General features: G+C 37.3%; 16 protein-coding genes. 11 read left to right on the plus strand and 5 right to left on the minus strand.

What is annotated here, in order from left to right; genetic code table 11:
• Window positions 1-70 precede the first annotated feature (70 nt).
• The 5 genes from KIT27_01325 (at window position 71) to KIT27_01345 (ending at window position 6,298) form a co-directional block, all read left to right on the plus strand.
• Window positions 71-3,175 carry a pentapeptide repeat-containing protein gene (locus KIT27_01325; protein ID MCW5588280.1) on the plus strand — a complete coding sequence of 1,035 codons (3,105 nt, stop codon included), beginning with the start codon at window positions 71-73 and terminating at the stop codon, window positions 3,173-3,175.
• Between the two features lie 154 nt (window positions 3,176-3,329).
• Window positions 3,330-3,734 carry a hypothetical protein gene (locus tag KIT27_01330; GenBank protein ID MCW5588281.1) on the plus strand — a complete coding sequence of 135 codons (405 nt, stop codon included), beginning with the start codon at window positions 3,330-3,332 and terminating at the stop codon, window positions 3,732-3,734.
• An 18-nt stretch (window positions 3,735-3,752) separates the two neighbouring features.
• Window positions 3,753-4,340, plus strand: coding sequence for a hypothetical protein (locus KIT27_01335; protein ID MCW5588282.1), 588 nt, complete (start codon window positions 3,753-3,755; stop codon window positions 4,338-4,340).
• Window positions 4,341-4,419: 79 nt separating this feature from the next.
• Window positions 4,420-4,722 carry a hypothetical protein gene (locus KIT27_01340; GenBank protein ID MCW5588283.1) on the plus strand — a complete coding sequence of 101 codons (303 nt, stop codon included), beginning with the start codon at window positions 4,420-4,422 and terminating at the stop codon, window positions 4,720-4,722.
• Between the two features lie 487 nt (window positions 4,723-5,209).
• Window positions 5,210-6,298 (plus strand): lecithin retinol acyltransferase family protein, encoded by a 1,089-nt coding sequence (locus tag KIT27_01345; protein MCW5588284.1) that lies wholly within the window; start codon window positions 5,210-5,212, stop codon window positions 6,296-6,298.
• Window positions 6,299-6,408: 110 nt separating this feature from the next.
• Here KIT27_01345 and gyrB read toward each other — a convergent pair whose 3' ends face one another.
• The 4 genes from gyrB to dnaA form a co-directional block, all read right to left on the minus strand.
• Window positions 6,409-8,826, minus strand: a complete 2,418-nt coding sequence (gene gyrB / locus KIT27_01350) for a DNA topoisomerase (ATP-hydrolyzing) subunit B (protein ID MCW5588285.1) — start codon at window positions 8,824-8,826, stop codon at window positions 6,409-6,411.
• A gap of 250 nt (window positions 8,827-9,076) precedes the next feature.
• Window positions 9,077-10,153, minus strand: coding sequence for a DNA replication/repair protein RecF (gene recF, locus KIT27_01355; GenBank protein MCW5588286.1), 1,077 nt, complete (start codon window positions 10,151-10,153; stop codon window positions 9,077-9,079).
• A gap of 22 nt (window positions 10,154-10,175) precedes the next feature.
• Window positions 10,176-11,285: a DNA polymerase III subunit beta gene (dnaN, locus tag KIT27_01360; protein ID MCW5588287.1), complete on the minus strand. Its 1,110-nt coding sequence runs from the start codon at window positions 11,283-11,285 to the stop codon at window positions 10,176-10,178.
• A gap of 12 nt (window positions 11,286-11,297) precedes the next feature.
• Window positions 11,298-12,695 (minus strand): chromosomal replication initiator protein DnaA, encoded by a 1,398-nt coding sequence (dnaA, locus tag KIT27_01365; GenBank protein ID MCW5588288.1) that lies wholly within the window; start codon window positions 12,693-12,695, stop codon window positions 11,298-11,300.
• Window positions 12,696-13,556: 861 nt separating this feature from the next.
• On the opposite strand from dnaA, the gene rpmH reads away from it, so the two are divergent.
• Genes rpmH through mnmE form a run of 5 tightly spaced genes read left to right on the plus strand, consistent with a single transcriptional unit; the run spans window position 13,557 to window position 17,277 of the window.
• A complete protein-coding gene (gene rpmH, locus KIT27_01370; GenBank protein MCW5588289.1) occupies window positions 13,557-13,691 on the plus strand; it encodes a 50S ribosomal protein L34 in 135 nt (44 codons plus the stop codon).
• 5 nt (window positions 13,692-13,696) lie between these two features.
• Window positions 13,697-14,044, plus strand: coding sequence for a ribonuclease P protein component (gene rnpA, locus KIT27_01375; protein MCW5588290.1), 348 nt, complete (start codon window positions 13,697-13,699; stop codon window positions 14,042-14,044).
• Window positions 14,017-14,265 (plus strand): membrane protein insertion efficiency factor YidD, encoded by a 249-nt coding sequence (gene yidD, locus KIT27_01380; GenBank protein ID MCW5588291.1) that lies wholly within the window; start codon window positions 14,017-14,019, stop codon window positions 14,263-14,265. Before rnpA ends, yidD begins: the two co-directional genes overlap by 28 nt.
• Entirely contained in the window at window positions 14,265-15,923 is a 1,659-nt protein-coding gene (yidC, locus tag KIT27_01385; GenBank protein ID MCW5588292.1) for a membrane protein insertase YidC, read from the plus strand. Before yidD ends, yidC begins: the two co-directional genes overlap by 1 nt.
• Entirely contained in the window at window positions 15,901-17,277 is a 1,377-nt protein-coding gene (mnmE, locus tag KIT27_01390) for a tRNA uridine-5-carboxymethylaminomethyl(34) synthesis GTPase MnmE (GenBank protein ID MCW5588293.1), read from the plus strand. Before yidC ends, mnmE begins: the two co-directional genes overlap by 23 nt.
• A gap of 167 nt (window positions 17,278-17,444) precedes the next feature.
• Here the strand turns inward: mnmE and KIT27_01395 are convergent, their stop codons facing one another.
• The gene (locus tag KIT27_01395) at window positions 17,445-17,720 is read right to left on the minus strand and encodes an RNA-binding protein (protein ID MCW5588294.1); all 276 of its coding nucleotides are present in this window, start codon (window positions 17,718-17,720) and stop codon (window positions 17,445-17,447) included.
• Window positions 17,721-18,127: 407 nt separating this feature from the next.
• Here KIT27_01395 and KIT27_01400 point away from each other — a divergent pair, with 407 nt between their 5' ends.
• A complete protein-coding gene (locus KIT27_01400; GenBank protein MCW5588295.1) occupies window positions 18,128-18,805 on the plus strand; it encodes a hypothetical protein in 678 nt (225 codons plus the stop codon).
• Window positions 18,806-18,822 lie beyond the last annotated feature (17 nt).

Consider the following 18,822-nt stretch of genomic DNA (forward strand, 5'->3'; position numbering starts at 1 on the left):
GCGCTAAATTTGACTAATAAAATACCTTGTATATACTATAAGCAATAATCATAATAAGAAGACCTAAAACATGCCAAGCCCTTTTACCACCTTCACTGAGCATTTCTTCACTTTGCCAAAGGAAACAGAAGAAACTAGTGCTAATAACACCCTCTTATTAAAATTGTATCGCGAGCACTTAGATAGGTCTGAAGCGGAATATGATCGTAAAGTCACTGCGGCGACTCCCGTGCAACCGCTTTACTTGTCTAAGACATCTTCCCATCAAGAAAAAAATGCCGTGATCGCACAAATGATTGCCTTATTAGAGGGATTAAAATCCATTAGTCAACAGCTATTTCCTGATGATGCGGAATATGATGTTATGTGGGATAGACTGGTGGAGTATGTTAGCAATCAGGGGTCATCTCGAGACAATCAAATCGTTTTATTATCGGACACCAAAAAAAGTCTTGAGAATGTGTATTTAGGTTTGGTCAGTGAGAATTTACCGGAAAGCACTAAAAAAATAACGTTAAGAAATTTGCGCAATCAAAATCACGACCATCAAGGAATTTGTGTTCCAGGACAGTTGAATAATATTTCTCTTGCCAGTTCGAGTATTAATGGCAGCTGGCAGGGGTTATTTCACGATTGGCGACGCACGGTGATTGCCAATTGCGCGCAGACCGTGGTAGCAAAAAACGGATATAGCGTTGAAACGCATTACACGGCTTGGCTCTGCAATTCCGTTCGATATGACTATAAAATCAAACCCTTTCCCGAAAATGGGATGGCCTGCTCGAACGAGGAATTGCAAGATTTTCTGACATTAATCGAACAAAATTTATCGATTAATTCTTTACTCGATCATCTTACTGGGGAAGTTATACTGCGCCTCGAAGACTGTGTGGGTTCGGCCAATTTAAATAAATTTAGCGAGTTCATGGCACAATTAGCACCTAACAACGAGGATGATCTTAATTGGTTAGAAAGATTAGCTGAAATTAAATATTCTGTTTCTGCTGATGATGATATTGATGAAACAACCGAAATAAGAATCACTCAAGTTAACTGCAAGCCAACACAAATTCGGTTTGAAATTCTTCAGCGACTACTAAAAACACATTATCTCCATGTACCGAATATCGTATTGCGTATTCCATTAAAGCGTAGTGAAACAGAGAACAATCCCTCAAATTCGTTAACACGTTCAACACTCCCGCAGCCCATTTCTTCATCTAATAATCACGTTTCTCCTGTAACGATAGGAAAAACTACGCGTTCCACCTTTCATGAGCTTATCATTCTAAATAATCATCCAGATTCAGCATTTGTGATCGATTATCTAGAGACAGAATCAGAGATTTATCGTAATAGTCAAAAAAGCACAAATTCACCATCTAACGACAACCCATCTACGCATACTGTTACTATTACGCGAAGCCATCAGCAACAAGTAGATTCACTGACTGATTATTTTGAAAAATTAGACGAGACACAACAAATCAATGTCTTTACTACGCTGAGTAAAGCTTTAGAAAAAAACAGTTATTTTTATTTTCTGATCTCATTACACCCTTATCTTAAACCATCCATCAAACCTCAATCCCTACGATGTTTTATCGAAAATCCTGTAAATTTTGCCTATTTTATTGAATTAATATTTGATGCGATGAATAATAATATTAATTTAGGAAAAATCCAGTTAGATATAGAGGTTGATTATGATAAAACTATTAAACAACTACCTGATTTAGAAAAAAATAAAATAGTAGATATTCTTTATCAGCTTGGCTGTTTAGATAGCAGTAATCAATATCTGAGAAAAATTATATTACCTGAAGAGCTTCGCTATACAGAACAAGTGAGTGTTTTATTTTGTAATAACAAGGGCGTTAACTTAGGGAAAATTTTAATCAAAACGGGCAGTGGTCCGTTGTGTTTTTTGCAAGATTACCTTAAGCAAAGAGCAGCAGCAACTTATCAGTCAACTCCCGCGCGTGAAAACTATGAATTTGATCAAAAACATAGCTCAGAAAAAGCCGAAGTCACCAATCATCAAACCTTAGAAAATTTTGCTAAAAATACATTTTTCACACCCTGTTCTCATCTGGGCTTAACGCAAAGAGAATGCGACAGAAGATTGTTAATTCATATTGCAAATGAAATTATTTACCCAGAATTTCTTAACGCAAAACAAAATTCTCAAGAAAAAAACACCCTGCAGGCAAACTATATTATCACCTTATGTTATGGTGTTTTGGGTGGATTATTTTCCGTGAATAAATTGTTTGAATCATTAAAAGACAACAGATTAAATCACGTCAAATCTTATGCGACTCGCTTTCTTATAAAGCACAAGCATAGAGATTTTAGAAATTTAAACTTAGCTCAGCTCGATCTAAGCTATGTTGATTTTTCTAATTGTGATTTTTCTAACACCGTATTTAAAAATATCAAGTTAGATTATGCTAAATTTTCAAACGCTAAGTTAACGGGGTGTCAGTTTAATGATATGCTGCTTTATAGTGTTAATTTTTCGCATGCGATTTTAGAGAGTGTTCAATTTAATAAGTGTTTAATCAGTTCTTCCATTTTTAATCACAGCAAAAAAATCACTTCAGTCACGTTAAATAAAACTACTGTCAAATGTGACAACCTTTTAAAGACCAGCTATCAGGATAATTTTGACACCATCCAGAAATCTTTATTTTCCCATACTCCCTATAAATATTTAGCAGATTTAATTAAACCAAGTACAACCGAATACCTCGCTGGTAGAATTTTTTTAGGCGATAATTTTATCACATCTCAATTTAATGGGCTTATTGTTACAATAACCCGCGCTGAGATAAACACAACACACGCGCAATGTTTGCAATTATTGTACTTTCAATTTTCAGGCGATCCACAAATTGATCCGATTCTCGATGGTTTAGCTAAATTATTAGGAACTTCATCTCAGCCGCTAGAAATCGATGTCATGAAAGAGTTTATAGAGCGCGTTCATCACCAGAACCCGGCATGGCTCGATAACCCAAACCATGCCAGCAGCCTAGAAGCCATCTTGAAGTTTTATCTCAGCGCGAAAGAAGAGATGAGTTATGAGGATTTGGATAATCCAGGATTGGTGGCGGGGATGATGGGTAGTTGGAGGACTAAAAAAGAGAACATCCTCACACTAACACATTGAAAATATTCAATAAAAATACAATTGGTAATTCCTATTTACTTCTCACATTATTATGATATAATCGCCGAAAAATAACCTACCGGATATATAGTCTATACTTAATACTATCCCGCGAACTGAATCCAAATAATTATAATAAAATTGAGAATACGTTATGAATTTTTCCAAAGATCAGATTATAAGTATTATTGAGGAAGCGCATTTTCCAGGGAGAGAACTTTCTGAAAATTATAAAAATAGTTTAGCAAATTTTATTGTGGTGACATTAAATAAAAACAAAAATCCATTATTAGAAAAACACCCTGAGGCGGTAAAACTTATTTTACTGGAGTTTATGGCATTATCTAATGAGGTTTACAAAGGATTTTATAACAATAATAACAATGTTATAAATGATTTAGATCGTAACCAACTAAAAAATAATTTAGATTCCATGTTAAATTGCTTTGAAATATCGGGAACATCCGCGTTTTATAAAAACTATTTTAATCTGGAGTTTCCAGGAACAACTTTAACCTCTACAGACGACAATCTTGATGACCTAAAAAGAATTGAATAATTTAGAACGGCAGAGAATATGAATCAAACATATGATATTTTTCAAAAAAATTTCGGATTAGAAAGTGATCATGCCAATCTTATAATACCATTTCTTAAACAAAACACAGGAGTTACTCTCCTTCACCACTTTACCGAAAAAATAATAAATGCAATTCAAGCTCGAAATTATGAATTTCTTAAAATGCCCACACCAGCTAACAATCACCTAATAACATTAGACAATAATAATGGCATCATCAATTTAACATTTCATGGGTTAATCTGTAATAACAATACTCCCGCTTTTTATTTCTCACAATCTTATTCTATTAACAGCAAAAAGAAATCTATCTGCGCTAACGAAACCACCCTACTTACTTCACAGAAAATTGCTAATCAAATATCACAAAAATACAAAAATGAATCCTATGTGGGTCAGATATTAAATTCTTATAATCAATACTCTGCTTCTAAACAGATAGCATTATCAGTATGCTATTTGCTAGCTATCATTGTTGCCTCAGTCTTAGACTCGTTTAAGTTTGGATCACCGCATCCCAAACTAGCACCCCAGCTATTAGAAAATGAAAAACATCGTCGTCGCCCTTCCTTTGGCGGCATGTAACCCATCGCGCGCCCTTGCCCCCACCCCAAAAATCCCGTATCCTCGCGATTCATTATTATATTTTAAGCGGAGACGCCACATGTCTAAAAAACCACTCGCAAAAAAACACCTGCCAGAAGAATTACCTGAATTTGATTTGTCCGATTTCTTTCAGAATGATATGCCGGAAGAGGAAGAAATGTTCAATATGATGAGCGGATTGGTGCAATTGCAACAACATCAACACAATATTGCGATTGAGCTGACTAAATTGGTTACCGCTAACAAAGCGGGTGCCAGCATGACGGAAAGTGAAATTTTTTCCATCTTCAAGCGCGCGATTCAAACCGTCAATGAAGTCACGCCACTCAATGCCCTTTTTGAAAAAATGCAGGAAATATAATTTACCGCTGTGGAAAAGTTTAGCAAGAGAGATCACTCACGCTGAGGCTTAGTTCACTCAGTGTTGCGTAATCAATAATAAGTTACGCGGAGCGCGGCTAAGTTGTGAACCAAAAAAATATTGAAAAACAAAATAGGGCGTGTTGACACTTCGCGATGGCTTAACGGGGCTTGTTGATGTTTGAGCACTAGCGCGCAGTTTACACGAAGTCAATGAGCAGCGGAGCAGAATTGTCAACACGCCCTACTCTTCACTCTTGCATGGTAGGCATTGGTGCTGTGCTAAAGCTACAAATGGATCTCAATATACTCCTTCCCATGTTTAACTCGGCGCTGCGCTTAATGATCATAAATACTGGTTTTTATGAAAGCACACGCCGCCCATTGATCAGCACTCCTTGAATTCAGCTCCACAGCAACTAAACTTAAAGTGTCAAAGATTTCAGTCTACGTTCATTTTTCTTTCATGTTAACCGAGTGTAAATTCTATGTTCAAAACAATGTTAGCTAGAAGACACTGTCCCAAACTAGCGCCAAAATTTGCAACCAATAAAGCCACCGCGGCCAATAACGATTATTATTATTCACCCTCACGTCAACCCCGCGTAAAATTAGTTGCAAACACTCCCGAATTAGAGTTACAAAAAGGTGATCATCTTTACGTTTATAAATCGTTTGGAACTTATACACACCATGCTTTATATATTGGTGGTGGGCATGTAGTGCAATATTCTGGATTTGCCAAAGAAATGAGTAGCGCGCCAGTGGAAATTGTCTCGCTCAAAGAATTTTCACAAGGCCATAAAATTTATTGTAAAAAACACGCTAAACGCTTTTACACCTTTTCACGGGAAGAAGCCATTCAACGTGGACTATCGCGCGTCGGCGAAAATGATTATTCTTTAATGAACAATAATTGCGAACATTTCGTGCAATGGTGTTTATCAGGTAAACATTATAGCCCACAAGTGCAATTGACGGTATTTAGTCTAAATACCAATTTAGCATTGTATTTAATTCATCATTTAGTAGGTGAAATTACCAGCGGATTTTCATTAACTGAAATTATTTTTCAGAATTTATTGTTAGCGATGTGTTTAGTTTTAGGATTAACGCTTAGCATGCAATTGGCCACTCATTTATTGAACCGAACTTTATTATCCTTTCGTCACGCTGATGTGGCTGGTGTTTGCGCCAGACATTTAAGCCGAACCGCCGCCATGATAGCGGGATTAATTGTTACTTTGTTGGTGGTTATTATGATTAATTTTTTTGCAAGCCAAATGGGCAACCCCACGCAGTCACTGTATTATGGTTTGGAATATTTAGGAAATTATTTTTCCAGTGATTATAAATTAGGAATTGTGCTATGTTTATGTTTACCCTTTATTGCCATTTTAGCCACAGGCAGTGCCTGTTATTATAGTTTACGAAATTATTTTAAATTCCAAAAACCAAAATCGCTTAAGACTAAAACCCCATCCGTAGTTAAGCGTTACGCGTTAAAAACCACAATAATACTCGCACCCTTTTCGATGATTTTAATTATGTATCAAACCATCGCTCAAATACTCTAATTAAAATTCGGCAGTTAAGCACGATTATCGATAATTATCGCCTAGAAATGATCACAAAACGTTTTGTCTATTTTTGTGATCAATTTCTTAGGTTAATAATCTCGCCAAACTTAAATGTCGATATTTTCGGCTTCTAACGCATTGGCTTCAATAAAGTTTCGTCGTGGATCGACTTGATCGCCCATGAGCGTAGTAAAAATCTCGTCTGCGGCAACGGCATCTTCAATCGTGACTTGCAGTAAACGCCGATTTTCAGGATCCATGGTAGTTTCCCACAATTGCGCAGGGTTCATTTCTCCTAATCCTTTATAACGCTGCAACGATAAGCCACGACGTGCTTCGTTATAAAGCCACTCTAAGGCTAAATCAAATTTATTCAGACCAAATTTTTTCTCGCCGCGTTGAATATAAGCGCCGCTTTGGATTAACCCCATTAATTTACTGCCCAATTTATTGATTTGTTCATACTCTTTCGATTCAAAAAATTCTTGGGTAAATAAATAGCGTTTAGCCATGCCGTGTTCAAGATGGGTGACAACGGGTAATAATAAGTGTTTTTCTTCAGCTTCGCCTAACGTCAGGGTAAAAGAACTACCATCGTTTAATTCACTACGAATTTGTTCTTCTAACAATACAATCCAGTTGGCCATAAATGTTCGATCGTTTAATTTTTCAACGGGTAATTTAGGAACGTAGGTTAAGGCTGATAGCGCATGTTTCGGGTAGCGCTTACTGAGGCGAGAAATAATTTTTTGCGTCAGACGAAATTCGCGAACCAATTGTTCCAAAGCCTGTGGACTGATGGCTGGCGCGTGCTCATTTGGGTACAACTCCGCACCATCCAACGCAATTGATAATAAGAATACATCCATAGCGTCATCGTCTTTGATGTATTGTTCTTGTTTACCTTTTTTAACTTTATACAAAGGAGGTTGAGCAATGTATATATGCCCCTTTTCAATGAGTTCTGGCATTTGGCGATAAAAAAAGGTTAATAATAATGTACGAATGTGAGCACCATCCACATCGGCGTCGGTCATGATGATAATTCGGTAATAGCGAATTTTAGTGGGATCGTATTCTTCTTTTCCAATTCCACACCCTAATGCCGTGATCAACGTTCCCACTTCTGCTGAAGACAACATTTTATCAAAACGCGCTTTTTCTACGTTTAAAATTTTTCCTTTTAAGGGCAAAATGGCTTGGAAGCGACGGTCGCGACCTTGTTTTGCCGAACCTCCTGCCGAATCTCCCTCGACGATAAATAATTCGGATAACGCTGGATCTTTTTCTTGGCAATCAGCCAATTTTCCAGGCAACCCCGCCATATCGAGCGCACCTTTGCGCCGTGTCATATCGCGCGCTTTACGAGCCGCTTCGCGCGCCCGCGCTGCATCCAACACTTTAGTAACGATGGCTTTGGCTTGTTGAGGTTTTTCTAATAAAAAATCTTGTAATTTTTCTGCAACAATCGATTCCACGATGGGTTTAACTTCCGATGAAACTAGTTTATCTTTAGTTTGCGATGAGAATTTGGGATCGGGCACTTTCACCGACAATACCGTGGTTAAGCCTTCGCGCACATCATCTCCGGTTAAAGCGATTTTATGTTTTTTCGTGTAACCTTCCTTTTCTAAATAAGTATTGATAGTTCGCGTGAGAGCGCCGCGAAAACCAGCTAAATGAGCTCCACCGTCACGTTGCGGAATATTGTTGGTAAAACAAAAAATATTTTCTTGGAATGAGTCATTCCACTGCATGGCGACTTCCACGGTAATATCATTTTTGGCCAGCGAAAAACTGATGACATTTTTATGAACAGGAATTTTATTGCGATTTAAGTGCTCAACAAATGCTTGGATCCCTCCTTCATATTGAAAGGTATCGCTCTTGCCGCTACGCTCATCCTCTAAATGAATGCAAACCCCAGAATTTAGAAAAGATAATTCACGTAAACGTTTGGCTAAAATATCGTAATGAAATTCTACATCGGTGAAAATCACCGGACTGGGCTTAAAGCGTACTTCCGTGCCGGTTTGCGTGGTATCGCCGGTAATCGCTAAAGGTTTTTCGGGCACACCGAGTTGATACACTTGTTCGTGAACTTTACCATCGCGACGAATGAGCAGCTTTAACTTTTCGGACAAGGCATTGACCACGGAAACCCCGACGCCATGCAAGCCACCGGATACTTTATAGGAGTTATCATCAAACTTACCCCCGGCATGCAGCACTGTCATAATCACTTCGGCAGCAGAGCAACCTTCTTCGGGGTGAATATCAACCGGTATCCCACGTCCATCGTCTTTAACAGTGACGGAGCCGTCGCTATGAATGGTTACGTGAACGTTTTTACAATATCCCGCTAACGCTTCGTCTATAGAATTATCGACGACTTCAAATACCATGTGATGAAGCCCCGTACCATCATCCGTGTCCCCAATATACATTCCAGGACGTTTGCGCACGGCATCTAGACCACGAAGAACTTTAATATTCGAGGAATCGTAAGTGGGTTGCGTACTCATGGGGTGTTATCGCTCCGTTATTAGTAATATGCAGAATTTCAACCCCACGATGATTAGGGTTGAACGCTAAACCAGGCGCACATTATAGCATTTTCTAGGCCAAATACGCCAAAATTAATCCGTATTCTGCAAGCCATTATTAGGGATTAGACAGAAAGTAGGGAAAAGTAAATTGTAAACAATTGTTTCATACTCACCCTTCTTATGCACAACCACAGGAGAAACTAAGTAATTGAATCATAACGCGCACTTAGGAAACAATAGCCCCTTGTTTCACGTGAAACGTTGTATAATTTTCGCGAGCAAGCGCCGTTATTTGTGGTAGATTCACGCTAGTTATAAACGCTTGCCCACCCAATTCATAAATAACCTCTAATAAAAATGCTTGATGATGGCTATCCAGTTCAGCAATTAAATCATCTAATAAATAGATGGCTGACAATGATTTTTCGCTTTGCAGTAGCTTACCTTGCGTTAATCGCAACACATTGATCAATACCTTCTGTTGCCCTCGCGACAGTATTTGATAGGCAGGAACATCATCGACTAAAATCGCAATGTCCGCTCGATGCGGTCCTAAGCGAGTATATCCGCATTCACAGTCTGTTTTGTAGTTGAGTTGTAAACACTCGTTAAAGTTTTGATCTTTAGGCCAGCCTTGGCGATAAGACAAGCTAAGATTGATCGTACTAAGCCATAGCGATTGGAAAGTTTGAAAGTATGTTAGAAATTTTGCAAAATACGCTTCACGATACTGATGAATAGCATTAGCATGAAAGGCCATCGCTTCATCCCAACCTTGCAATTGCGAGTAAGGTAACTGTTGCTTTAAACCGCTATTACGCTGATTAAGCGCCTTTTGATAACTCTGCCAATGATGGATAAAATTAGGTTCCACGTGAAACACTCCCCAATCCAAAAATTGGCGACGAAATTTTGGCCCATCATTGAGCAACTGATAACTATCTTGATTGATTAGTAATAAGGGTAATAGTTTTGCTGTTTCGATATTTGAACGTTGGTTAACGCCATTAATTTTAATGACAGACGCTTTTTCCGCTAACGCATATTGATAACCTAAGCGGTAATTCATTTGATTAATATTCACTTCGGCAAATAAAGTTAATTGACTAGCGTTAAAATTCACTAAACGCTTCGTTAAATGATGGCGAAACGAACGTCCAAAGGCTAATAAATAAATCGCTTCAAGAATACTGGATTTACCACTGCCATTATCACCATAAAAAAAATTAAACTGGGGGTGACATTCAATAAGAGTCTGTTGAATATTTCGCAGAGATTGAATATTGACTGAAGTAATCGTCATCGCATCTAACCCGCCTAAGGGTTTAAATTGTCATGGGCATCACTACAAAATAGCATTGTCTAGCTGATTCTATTTCTTTAACCAATAAACTACTGTTCGCATCGGCGAATAAAAAAGTAACTTGTTCACTGGGAAGGGTATTTAAAATATCGAGCAAATAATTAACGTTAAATGCAATATCCAAATCATCTCCCTCATAAAGCGCTTCCAGCTGTTCTTCTGCTTCTTCTTGTTCAGGATTGTGCGCAATGACGTTAATAAAACCCTGGCGAAGCTGTAAACACACGCCACGAAATTTCTCATTGGATAAAATTGCAGTGCGCATTAACGCCTCTTTAAATTTTTCGCGATCGACGGTTAAGGGTTTATTGCAATGTGCTGGAATAGCTGCATTATAATCGGGAAAACGTCCATCAATTAATTTGGAAATAAAAGAATAGTTATCGACTTGAATTTTTATGTGATTATTACTAATACAGATGTCGAGGGTATCGTCGTTGTCTTGTAAAAAGCGCATTAGTTCTAAAACCCCTTTACGAGGAATGATAATGCGATAATTTGTTAATTGCGGTTGTTTAGGCAAGGTATACTGAGAAATAGACATACGATGACCATCTGTTGCCGCAATAATGAGTTCCTGATCACGAATTTCAAAAAGCAACCCATTTAAAAAATAGCGGACATCTTGTTGCGCCATAGCAAAATACGTGTATTGAATTAACGAGTGCAATTGATGTTGCATAAGCTTAAACTCCACTAACCCAACCTCTTCTTCCACACGCGGGAAATCTTCAGCTGGCAAAGTCAGTAAAGTGAACTTGCTTTTCTCTGAGCGAATATTTAAACGTTGATCATCCGCTTGAAATTCAATTTGCGCTACTTCGGGTAGCGCGCGACAAATATCAAATAGTTTTCTTCCAGGAACGGTAATCGCCCCTTCCTCGCAATCACCGATTAATGTTAAGTTTGCATCCAATTCAATTTCAGTATCGGTTGCTACTAAACACAAACGCTTAGCATTCACTTGAATTAAGATATTCGCTAAAATGGGTAACGATTTTCGACGCTCAACCACCCCCGCAATAACTTGCAAGGGTTTAAGTAGTGTTTCGCGATCGATAGTAAAACGCATAGATGATTTCCTTTAAGTCGATAAAATCCTCAATAAATTTTTATAATCTTCAGAGGTATCTATACTTGTTTGAACTAATTCTTTAATTTTACGACACGCATGCAATACCGTGGTGTGATCTCGACCACCAAAAGCATCTCCAATTTCCGGCAAGCTGTGATTAGTTAGCTCTTTAGCTATCGCCATAGCCATTTGACGAGGTCTCGCCACAGAGCGACTGCGACGTTTTGACAAAAGATCGGCTACTTTAACTTTATAATATTCTGCAACCGTTTTTTGAATATTTTCGATGGTCACTAATTTATCTTGTAGTGCTAATAAGTCTTTTAGTGCTTCGCGGACAAAATCAAGTGTGATAGGTTTGCCGGTGAAGTGAGCATTAGCAATCACTCGTTTTAATGCGCCTTCTAATTCACGCACATTGGAACGGATGCGTTTAGCAATAAAAAAAGCCACTTCGTAAGGTAAATTAATTCCAGCCAGTTCTGCTTTCGTCATTAAAATTGCCACTCGGGTTTCTAATTCAGGAGGTTCTACTGCGACAGTAAGCCCCCAGCCAAAACGTGAGCGCAAACGTTCTTCGAGTCCGCTAATTTCTTTGGGATAGCGATCGCAGGTTAAAATCATTTGTTTTTGACCTTCCAACAAGGCGTTAAACGTATGAAAAAATTCTTCTTGTGAGCGATCTTTACCCGCAAAAAATTGAATATCATCGATAAGTAATGCATCAACACTACGATAATAACGTTTAAAGGTATTCATAGAATTAGTTTGTAACGCTTTTACCATATCAGCAACAAACCGTTCGGAATGTAAATATAACACTTTGGCATTACGATTTTTCGTTTGAATCAAATTTCCCACCGCATGCATTAAATGAGTTTTACCTAATCCTACGCCACCATAAAGAAATAAAGGATTATAAGCACCACCAGGATTTTCGGCGACTTGCATTGACGCGGCTCGTGCTAACTGATTGGATTTACCTTCGACAAAATTTTCAAAGGTAAACATTTTATTTAAATTACTTTGATGCGAAATGGATTCCACAGAATTGGCTTTATGAATTTGCGGTGCCGTTTTTATTTCGCCATGAGAAGAAGAGGACGCATATCCCTCACTTGCCGTATTTTGTGGTAACACCGCTTTAACATCACTCACAATTGTGCGTGATCCAATTTGCAAATTGACTTGTACCGGATCTTCACCACTAAACTGCGTCACCAATTCATTAATTCGATTTAAAAAACGTTGTTCGATCCACTCAAGAACAAAACGATTTGGTGCCAGTAATATTAATTGATTATCTTGATATTCTGCCTGCAATGGCAAAATCCAAGTATTAAATTGATGAGGTGAATATTCCTTTTTTAAACTACTTAAGCATTCATTCCAAATTGAAAATTTCACTGTTACTCTCCAACCTCATTTTATGCTTCATCTTTCAAAGGCTGCCCATTCTATACCCCTTTATCTAAGTTATCCACACCCTTAAATAATTATTTTAAAAAAAATAAAAAGCAATAAATTTAAAAAATTATTGCAAAAATTGAAAGCACAATATTTAAAAAAATAATTAAAAATAAACACAACATATAGATTATTAACGGAATAGGATGTTTGTCTTTGGTAATACTTAAAACGTAAGCTATAAATTTTAACGTGCTGTTCAGCGCTCGCGTCGCCATCATCACGCACCTATATTAAAAAACAACAAAGAACTAACGAACTTTCAGTTGTTTTAATTTAGAAAAAAAAACAGTAACACCCTAGTTTTTATTGGTAATCGAAATTATTCATAACCCCGATCAAGAAAATCGCAGCTTTAAACGCTCATCACTCTCAAGAATAACTTTGTTACAACCTGTGTTCGAAGCTACGTTAAACCATTAGACTAAATGTGGATAAAAAGCCCTATTTCTAAAAAGCCCCCATTCCATACATTTCCGTAAACAGGAGTTCGGCATCTAACCCCAAAGATATTCACAAATTATATATTTTGTAACTTATTGAAAATAAATAAATAATAAGATTAATCCACAGAAATTTTGCACTTAATAACAATAAAAAAAATCTTAATATAAAATATTTATTTTATTATTATGTTATAAAGATAATTTTGTAAAAAACTGGAAGGTGAAATATTTAACTTATTGATTTATTTAGTTTTTTAATGGATTTTAGAGGTATTTCATTGATTTAATTGACTTTACCGATTAAGTTGTCTAATATTCCCGCCCCTAGAGTAATATTTAACTAAAGTGCATTGCTATGAAAAGAACCTATCAACCTAGTAAATTAAAACGCCAAAGAACTCATGGTTTTCGTGCGCGCATGGCGACTAAAAATGGTCAAGCGGTGATCAAACGTCGTCGTGCCAAAGGTCGTAAACGTCTTACAGCCTAAAATCATTGGTCGCGTTTAATTACCCGAAACAAAATCGTTTACAAGCATTTCGTGAATATCGAAATGTAATGCATTGTGGAAAAAAAATAATTTCTTCTTGTTTTGTAATTTATTCTAAACAAAATTTCCAACAACCTAAGTTGGGAATTATTGTTGCTAAAAAACAAGTAAAATTATCCGTGAAACGCAATGGAATTAAACGTATAATCCGCGAAAGTTTTCGTCATGCTATAAATTCATTACCACATCATGATTTTGTAGTGATTGTACGTCACCGAGTCTTAACCAAAGACAGCAGCGAAGTAAGAGTTGAGTTAAATCGATTATGGGAAAAATTAGCCAACGTGGTTTAATCAAATTGATTCAATTATACCGTTTATTTTTAAGTCCATTATTAGGACCTCGCTGTCGTTTTTATCCCACCTGTTCTGAATATGCCATCACCGCATTAACAGAGTATGGAATATTAAAAGGTTTTTGGTTAATACTAAAACGTCTATTACGCTGTCATCCCTTTCATCGTGGGGGTATTGATTTCGTCCCTGAAAAAAATTCAAAAGGTAACAATACATAATGGATTACAAACGTTTATTTTTATATATCGCTTTAACCTTAGTGCTATTACAACTTTATACCGCATGGCAAATGGATTATGGGCAACCTAAAACTATTCCGGTGAGCACTACATCACCCACTAATACAGACAGTGCTATCCCTTCTATCCCCGATAGGCTTAATCATACTCAATCCTCCTCTAATCCAGTTGCATTAAAAGAAAGTATTCCAGAAAATCGTTTAATTCAAATTAAAACCGATGTTTTGCACGTTAGCATTGATTTAAAAGGCGGAAATTTAGTCGGTTCACAACTTTTGAATTATCCTAAAACACTTAAAAATAAAAACGATCCTTTCGTCTTATTAAACAATACCCCCGAAAGTTATTACGTGGCACAAAGTGGTTTAATTGGCAAAATGGGACCCGATAGTGAACAAGGACAAATTATTTTTAAATCGTCTCAAACTCACTATCAACTAAATGCCGATCAAGATACCTTAACCGTTAATTTAACTTGGCAAGGTGATAACGGTTTAGCGATCACAAAATCTTATATTTTTAAACGCGGACAATATTTAATTGATGTGCAATATCAAATCCATAACCTGAATTCGTCACCGTGGGAAGGATTTTTTTACACACAATTATCACGCACACCGCAAGCCTCAACACACACGGGGTTTTTATCCCATCATTTAACGTTTACGGGTGCGGCAATTTCTAGTCCAGAGGATTTATTTCAAAAAATATCATTCGATGAAATGAATAAAAGTAATCTCGATACCACGACCAAAGGTGGTTGGGCTGCAATGATCCAACATTATTTTTTAAGTGCATGGATACCGCCACAAGATCAAAATCATCACTATTACAGTAAAGTGAATAATAATATTTACACCATAGGAATGTTAAGTCCCGCAATAACGGTTAATCCTAATCAACAAAAAACTATTTCCGCACAATTTTATACAGGGCCTGAAGTTACCTCAGTGTTAAAACAGATTGCGCCTGGTTTAGATTTAACCGTGGACTATGGAAAACTATGGTTTATTTCTATAGCAATTTTTTGGTTAATGAAACACATTTACGATGTGATTGGTAATTGGGGATTTGCGATTATTTTCGTTACTCTATTAATTAAATTAGCCTTTTATAAATTATCGGCCACCAGTTATAAATCAATGGCAAAAATGCGACGGTTACAACCTCAAATAAAAACTTTAAAAGATCGTTGTGGCACCGATAAACAAAAATTTAGTAAAAGTTTAATGGAATTATATAAACGCGAAAAAGTGAATCCCTTAGGTGGTTGTTTACCGATTATCGTGCAAATTCCGGTATTTTTAGGATTATATTGGGTGCTAATTGAAAGTGTGGAATTACGCCAAGCGCCATTTATTTTATGGATACACGATTTATCGGCATTTGATCCGTATTATATTTTACCGTTGTTAATGGCACTCAGTATGTTTTTACAACAAAAAATGAGCCCAACCCCGCCCGATCCTACTCAGGCGAAAGTAATGATGTTAATGCCAGTGATGTTTGGATTTTTATTTGCAGCATTTCCCGCAGGCTTAGTGTTATATTGGCTCGTTAATAATATTTTATCGATCTTGCAACAATGGTATGTTACCCGTCAGGTTGAGCGCGATGGAGCACTTAGTAAAAAATAATCCTGAGACTATCGTTGCAAGAGCGACGCCACCTGGCCTGGGTGGCGTAGGGGTCATTCGCATTTCGGGTACCCATGTTAAAACCATTGCTAAAAATCTCTTAGGTTTTATTCCTAAACCGCGTTATGCGACCTATGCAAAATTTTTAGCAACAGATCGCGAAGTGCTTGATATAGGACTTGCGATATTTTTTCCTAACCCGCACTCATTCACGGGAGAAGATGTTTTAGAATTACAGGGGCATGGTGGAGTAGTTGTTCTCGATCGCGTCATCAACCGGGTAATTGAGTTAGGTGCGCGCCTTGCACGCCCAGGTGAATTTTCAGAACGCGCCTTTTTGAATAATAAAATCGATTTAACTCAAGCTGAAGCGATTGCTGATTTAATTTCCAGCAGCACCGAACAAGCTGCGCGCTCTGCTATTCATTCTTTACAAGGCGAATTTGCTGCCGCGATTACAGCCTTACAAGAACGTTTTACTCATCTTAGAATGTATATTGAAGCGGCCATTGATTTTCCCGAAGAAGAAGTGGATTTTTTAGGGGATGAAATTGTTTTATCCTCACTAGAAACCCTCCAACATCAGTTAGAAACAATTTTTCAAACAGCGCGTCAGGGTGTATTGTTGCGCGATGGCATGAATATGGTGATTGGCGGACCACCTAACGCTGGTAAATCGAGTTTATTAAATGCGTTGAGCGGAGAAGAGATAGCGATTGTCACCGATATACCAGGCACCACTCGCGATGTGATTAAACAATCCATTCAACTGGACGGCGTGCCCCTTCATATCATCGATACCGCAGGTATTCGTCACACTCAGGATATTATCGAACAAGAAGGTATTAAACGCTCCCAAACGATGATAGAGCACGCAGACGCTGTTCTACTCATTGTCGACGCCTCGCGCTACGCCGCTGTTGATATTGAGCTTCTGTGGCAAGAATTAGCGATACCAAGCCCTGTCCCTCAACAATTAATTCTAATCCGCAATAAAATTGATTTAACTCAAGAATCACCCACTGTTATTCATCATGCTACTCACACCGAAATTGCACTATCCGTCCAATCGCGTTTAGGTATGGAGTTACTCCATCAAGAATTAAAAAGACTCATGGGATATCAAGATAGTCATGCGGGCAGTTTTATTGCGCGACGCCGCCATTTAGAGGCGTTAACCCGTGCTGAGCACTATTTACGCCATGCCAAACATCAATTGCAATCGTCGCGCGCCGGCGAATTAGTTGCGGAAGAATTACGTCAAGCACAATTGCACTTAAGCGAGATTACTGGAGAATTTACCAGTGATGATTTGTTAGGAAAAATATTTTCAAGTTTTTGTATTGGTAAATAACCTGATGTCTAGAGGGGGATGGGTTTATCTTCCGTGGCTTGATTATTATAGTTATAAAGCGTTAACAGTATTTATACACAAGCTTTGATTCCTGTGAACGAATTCGTAAAAACAAAAAATACCGCGGGGCAAACCCACGGTATTTTATTTAAGGAGAAAACGCCTGATTAATACGCCATGTCGTGTGAACGTTGTTGCTGACGTTCTCGTGCAAATTTTACAAACAACTTGCGATTTTCAAGCATTTGCCCGCCCATTACTAACGAATTACGAGCTTCATCGCGATTGGAAAAGGTAATAAAGCCAAAACCCCGTGATTCCCCAGTGTCACGATCTTTGACCACTTTCACATCGATGATTTCCCCAAACTGGGCAAAGGCTGCTTGTAATGCGGATTCATCGAGTTGATATGGCAAATTGCCAACGTAAATTTTATTTGTCATAAATTAAGCCCCATAAAGTCATGTGCAAAAAAATCCATTTTGTTATGAGATGAGATAAAATGACTTGCATGTAGACACAATCTTTGTAAATAAAGCATTACTTACCCCCAGATTGCACCTAACACGTGAATCCCCCAAATCTTAACGCTTTCATCATAAAGACTGCCAACTGTTTTTTCAATACTTTCAAGGGGTAATAATGGGATATTTGTCGAGTCGTGAGCATGATGTAACAAGAGTAATAACCTGTTGTGAGACAAAATAGCGATAAGAGCTGAACGAAGTAAACCTGGTTGTGTGGATAAACGGTGGTAATAATTCATAGAAGAAAATAATTAGTGCAATTTTGTATTTTATATGTATAATAGCAGCTTTATTTCTACTAACAAAAATAATGAGGTGTTTGTATGTTTACCCGTCTCTTCGGTTTCTTTAAACCAGGTGCTTCCACCAGATCTCTCGATGAACATGTGGATGAAATTATCAAGTTACTCAAAACAAAACTTAGAAAGTTTCAAGTAGGTTTAAATTTAACACAAGATATTACTGAAACTTTGAAAAGTGTTGATATTAATGATCTAGGAATAGCATCGACGAGCTGTAGCGACAGTATTGGAAAAGCAGAGATAAGAAAATTAAAAAATATCATCAAGGAAATTAAGGAAACCAGTGCAGATAAATTGGGTACTATATTGTTTTCAAAAGAGGAGCTTGAGCTTCTTCAAGATTATTTAAATAGTACTGGAAGTATAAAATTTAATTTATTAACTTCAATTAAATCAATTAAATTTTGCCATAATTTTATTAAAGGTATGAATAAAATTCACGGAGACATATGTTTAGAGTTAGAAGAAAATTTAAATGAAATTTTAAGTGATTTAACAGCGTTTAATCAAAACACCACACCAGAGCAGCGGGAAAATTTTAGAGAAGATGTTGCTAATTATATTTTTAAGAATACCGTATATGATGGAAATACTTTTACTTTTCCTGAAATTTCTGGAAAATTAAAGGAACTTGTTAAAAAAATTAATTTACCAGAAAACGGAAATCATATTGCTATGAGAGTTTTGGGAAAGCAATGATTTATTTTTAAGTAACA

It is taken from the genome of Legionellales bacterium (genome assembly GCA_026125385.1).
Taxonomy (GTDB): domain Bacteria; phylum Pseudomonadota; class Gammaproteobacteria; order JAHCLG01; family JAHCLG01; genus JAHCLG01.

What these genes read in the sequence shown, in the direction of transcription:
- gyrB (MCW5588285.1), bottom strand. Translation starts at nt 8,826, where the DNA reads ATGAGTACGCAACCCACTTACGATTCCTCGAATATTAAAGTTCTTCGT.
- KIT27_01400 (MCW5588295.1), top strand. Translation starts at nt 18,128, where the DNA reads ATGTTTACCCGTCTCTTCGGTTTCTTTAAACCAGGTGCTTCCACCAGA.
- rpmH (MCW5588289.1), top strand. Translation starts at nt 13,557, where the DNA reads ATGAAAAGAACCTATCAACCTAGTAAATTAAAACGCCAAAGAACTCAT.
- KIT27_01335 (MCW5588282.1), top strand. Translation starts at nt 3,753, where the DNA reads ATGAATCAAACATATGATATTTTTCAAAAAAATTTCGGATTAGAAAGT.
- KIT27_01395 (MCW5588294.1), bottom strand. Translation starts at nt 17,720, where the DNA reads ATGACAAATAAAATTTACGTTGGCAATTTGCCATATCAACTCGATGAA.
- mnmE (MCW5588293.1), top strand. Translation starts at nt 15,901, where the DNA reads ATGGAGCACTTAGTAAAAAATAATCCTGAGACTATCGTTGCAAGAGCG.
- yidD (MCW5588291.1), top strand. Translation starts at nt 14,017, where the DNA reads ATGGGAAAAATTAGCCAACGTGGTTTAATCAAATTGATTCAATTATAC.
- KIT27_01325 (MCW5588280.1), top strand. Translation starts at nt 71, where the DNA reads ATGCCAAGCCCTTTTACCACCTTCACTGAGCATTTCTTCACTTTGCCA.
- dnaN (MCW5588287.1), bottom strand. Translation starts at nt 11,285, where the DNA reads ATGCGTTTTACTATCGATCGCGAAACACTACTTAAACCCTTGCAAGTT.
- KIT27_01330 (MCW5588281.1), top strand. Translation starts at nt 3,330, where the DNA reads ATGAATTTTTCCAAAGATCAGATTATAAGTATTATTGAGGAAGCGCAT.
- KIT27_01340 (MCW5588283.1), top strand. Translation starts at nt 4,420, where the DNA reads ATGTCTAAAAAACCACTCGCAAAAAAACACCTGCCAGAAGAATTACCT.
- recF (MCW5588286.1), bottom strand. Translation starts at nt 10,153, where the DNA reads ATGACGATTACTTCAGTCAATATTCAATCTCTGCGAAATATTCAACAG.
- yidC (MCW5588292.1), top strand. Translation starts at nt 14,265, where the DNA reads ATGGATTACAAACGTTTATTTTTATATATCGCTTTAACCTTAGTGCTA.
- KIT27_01345 (MCW5588284.1), top strand. Translation starts at nt 5,210, where the DNA reads ATGTTCAAAACAATGTTAGCTAGAAGACACTGTCCCAAACTAGCGCCA.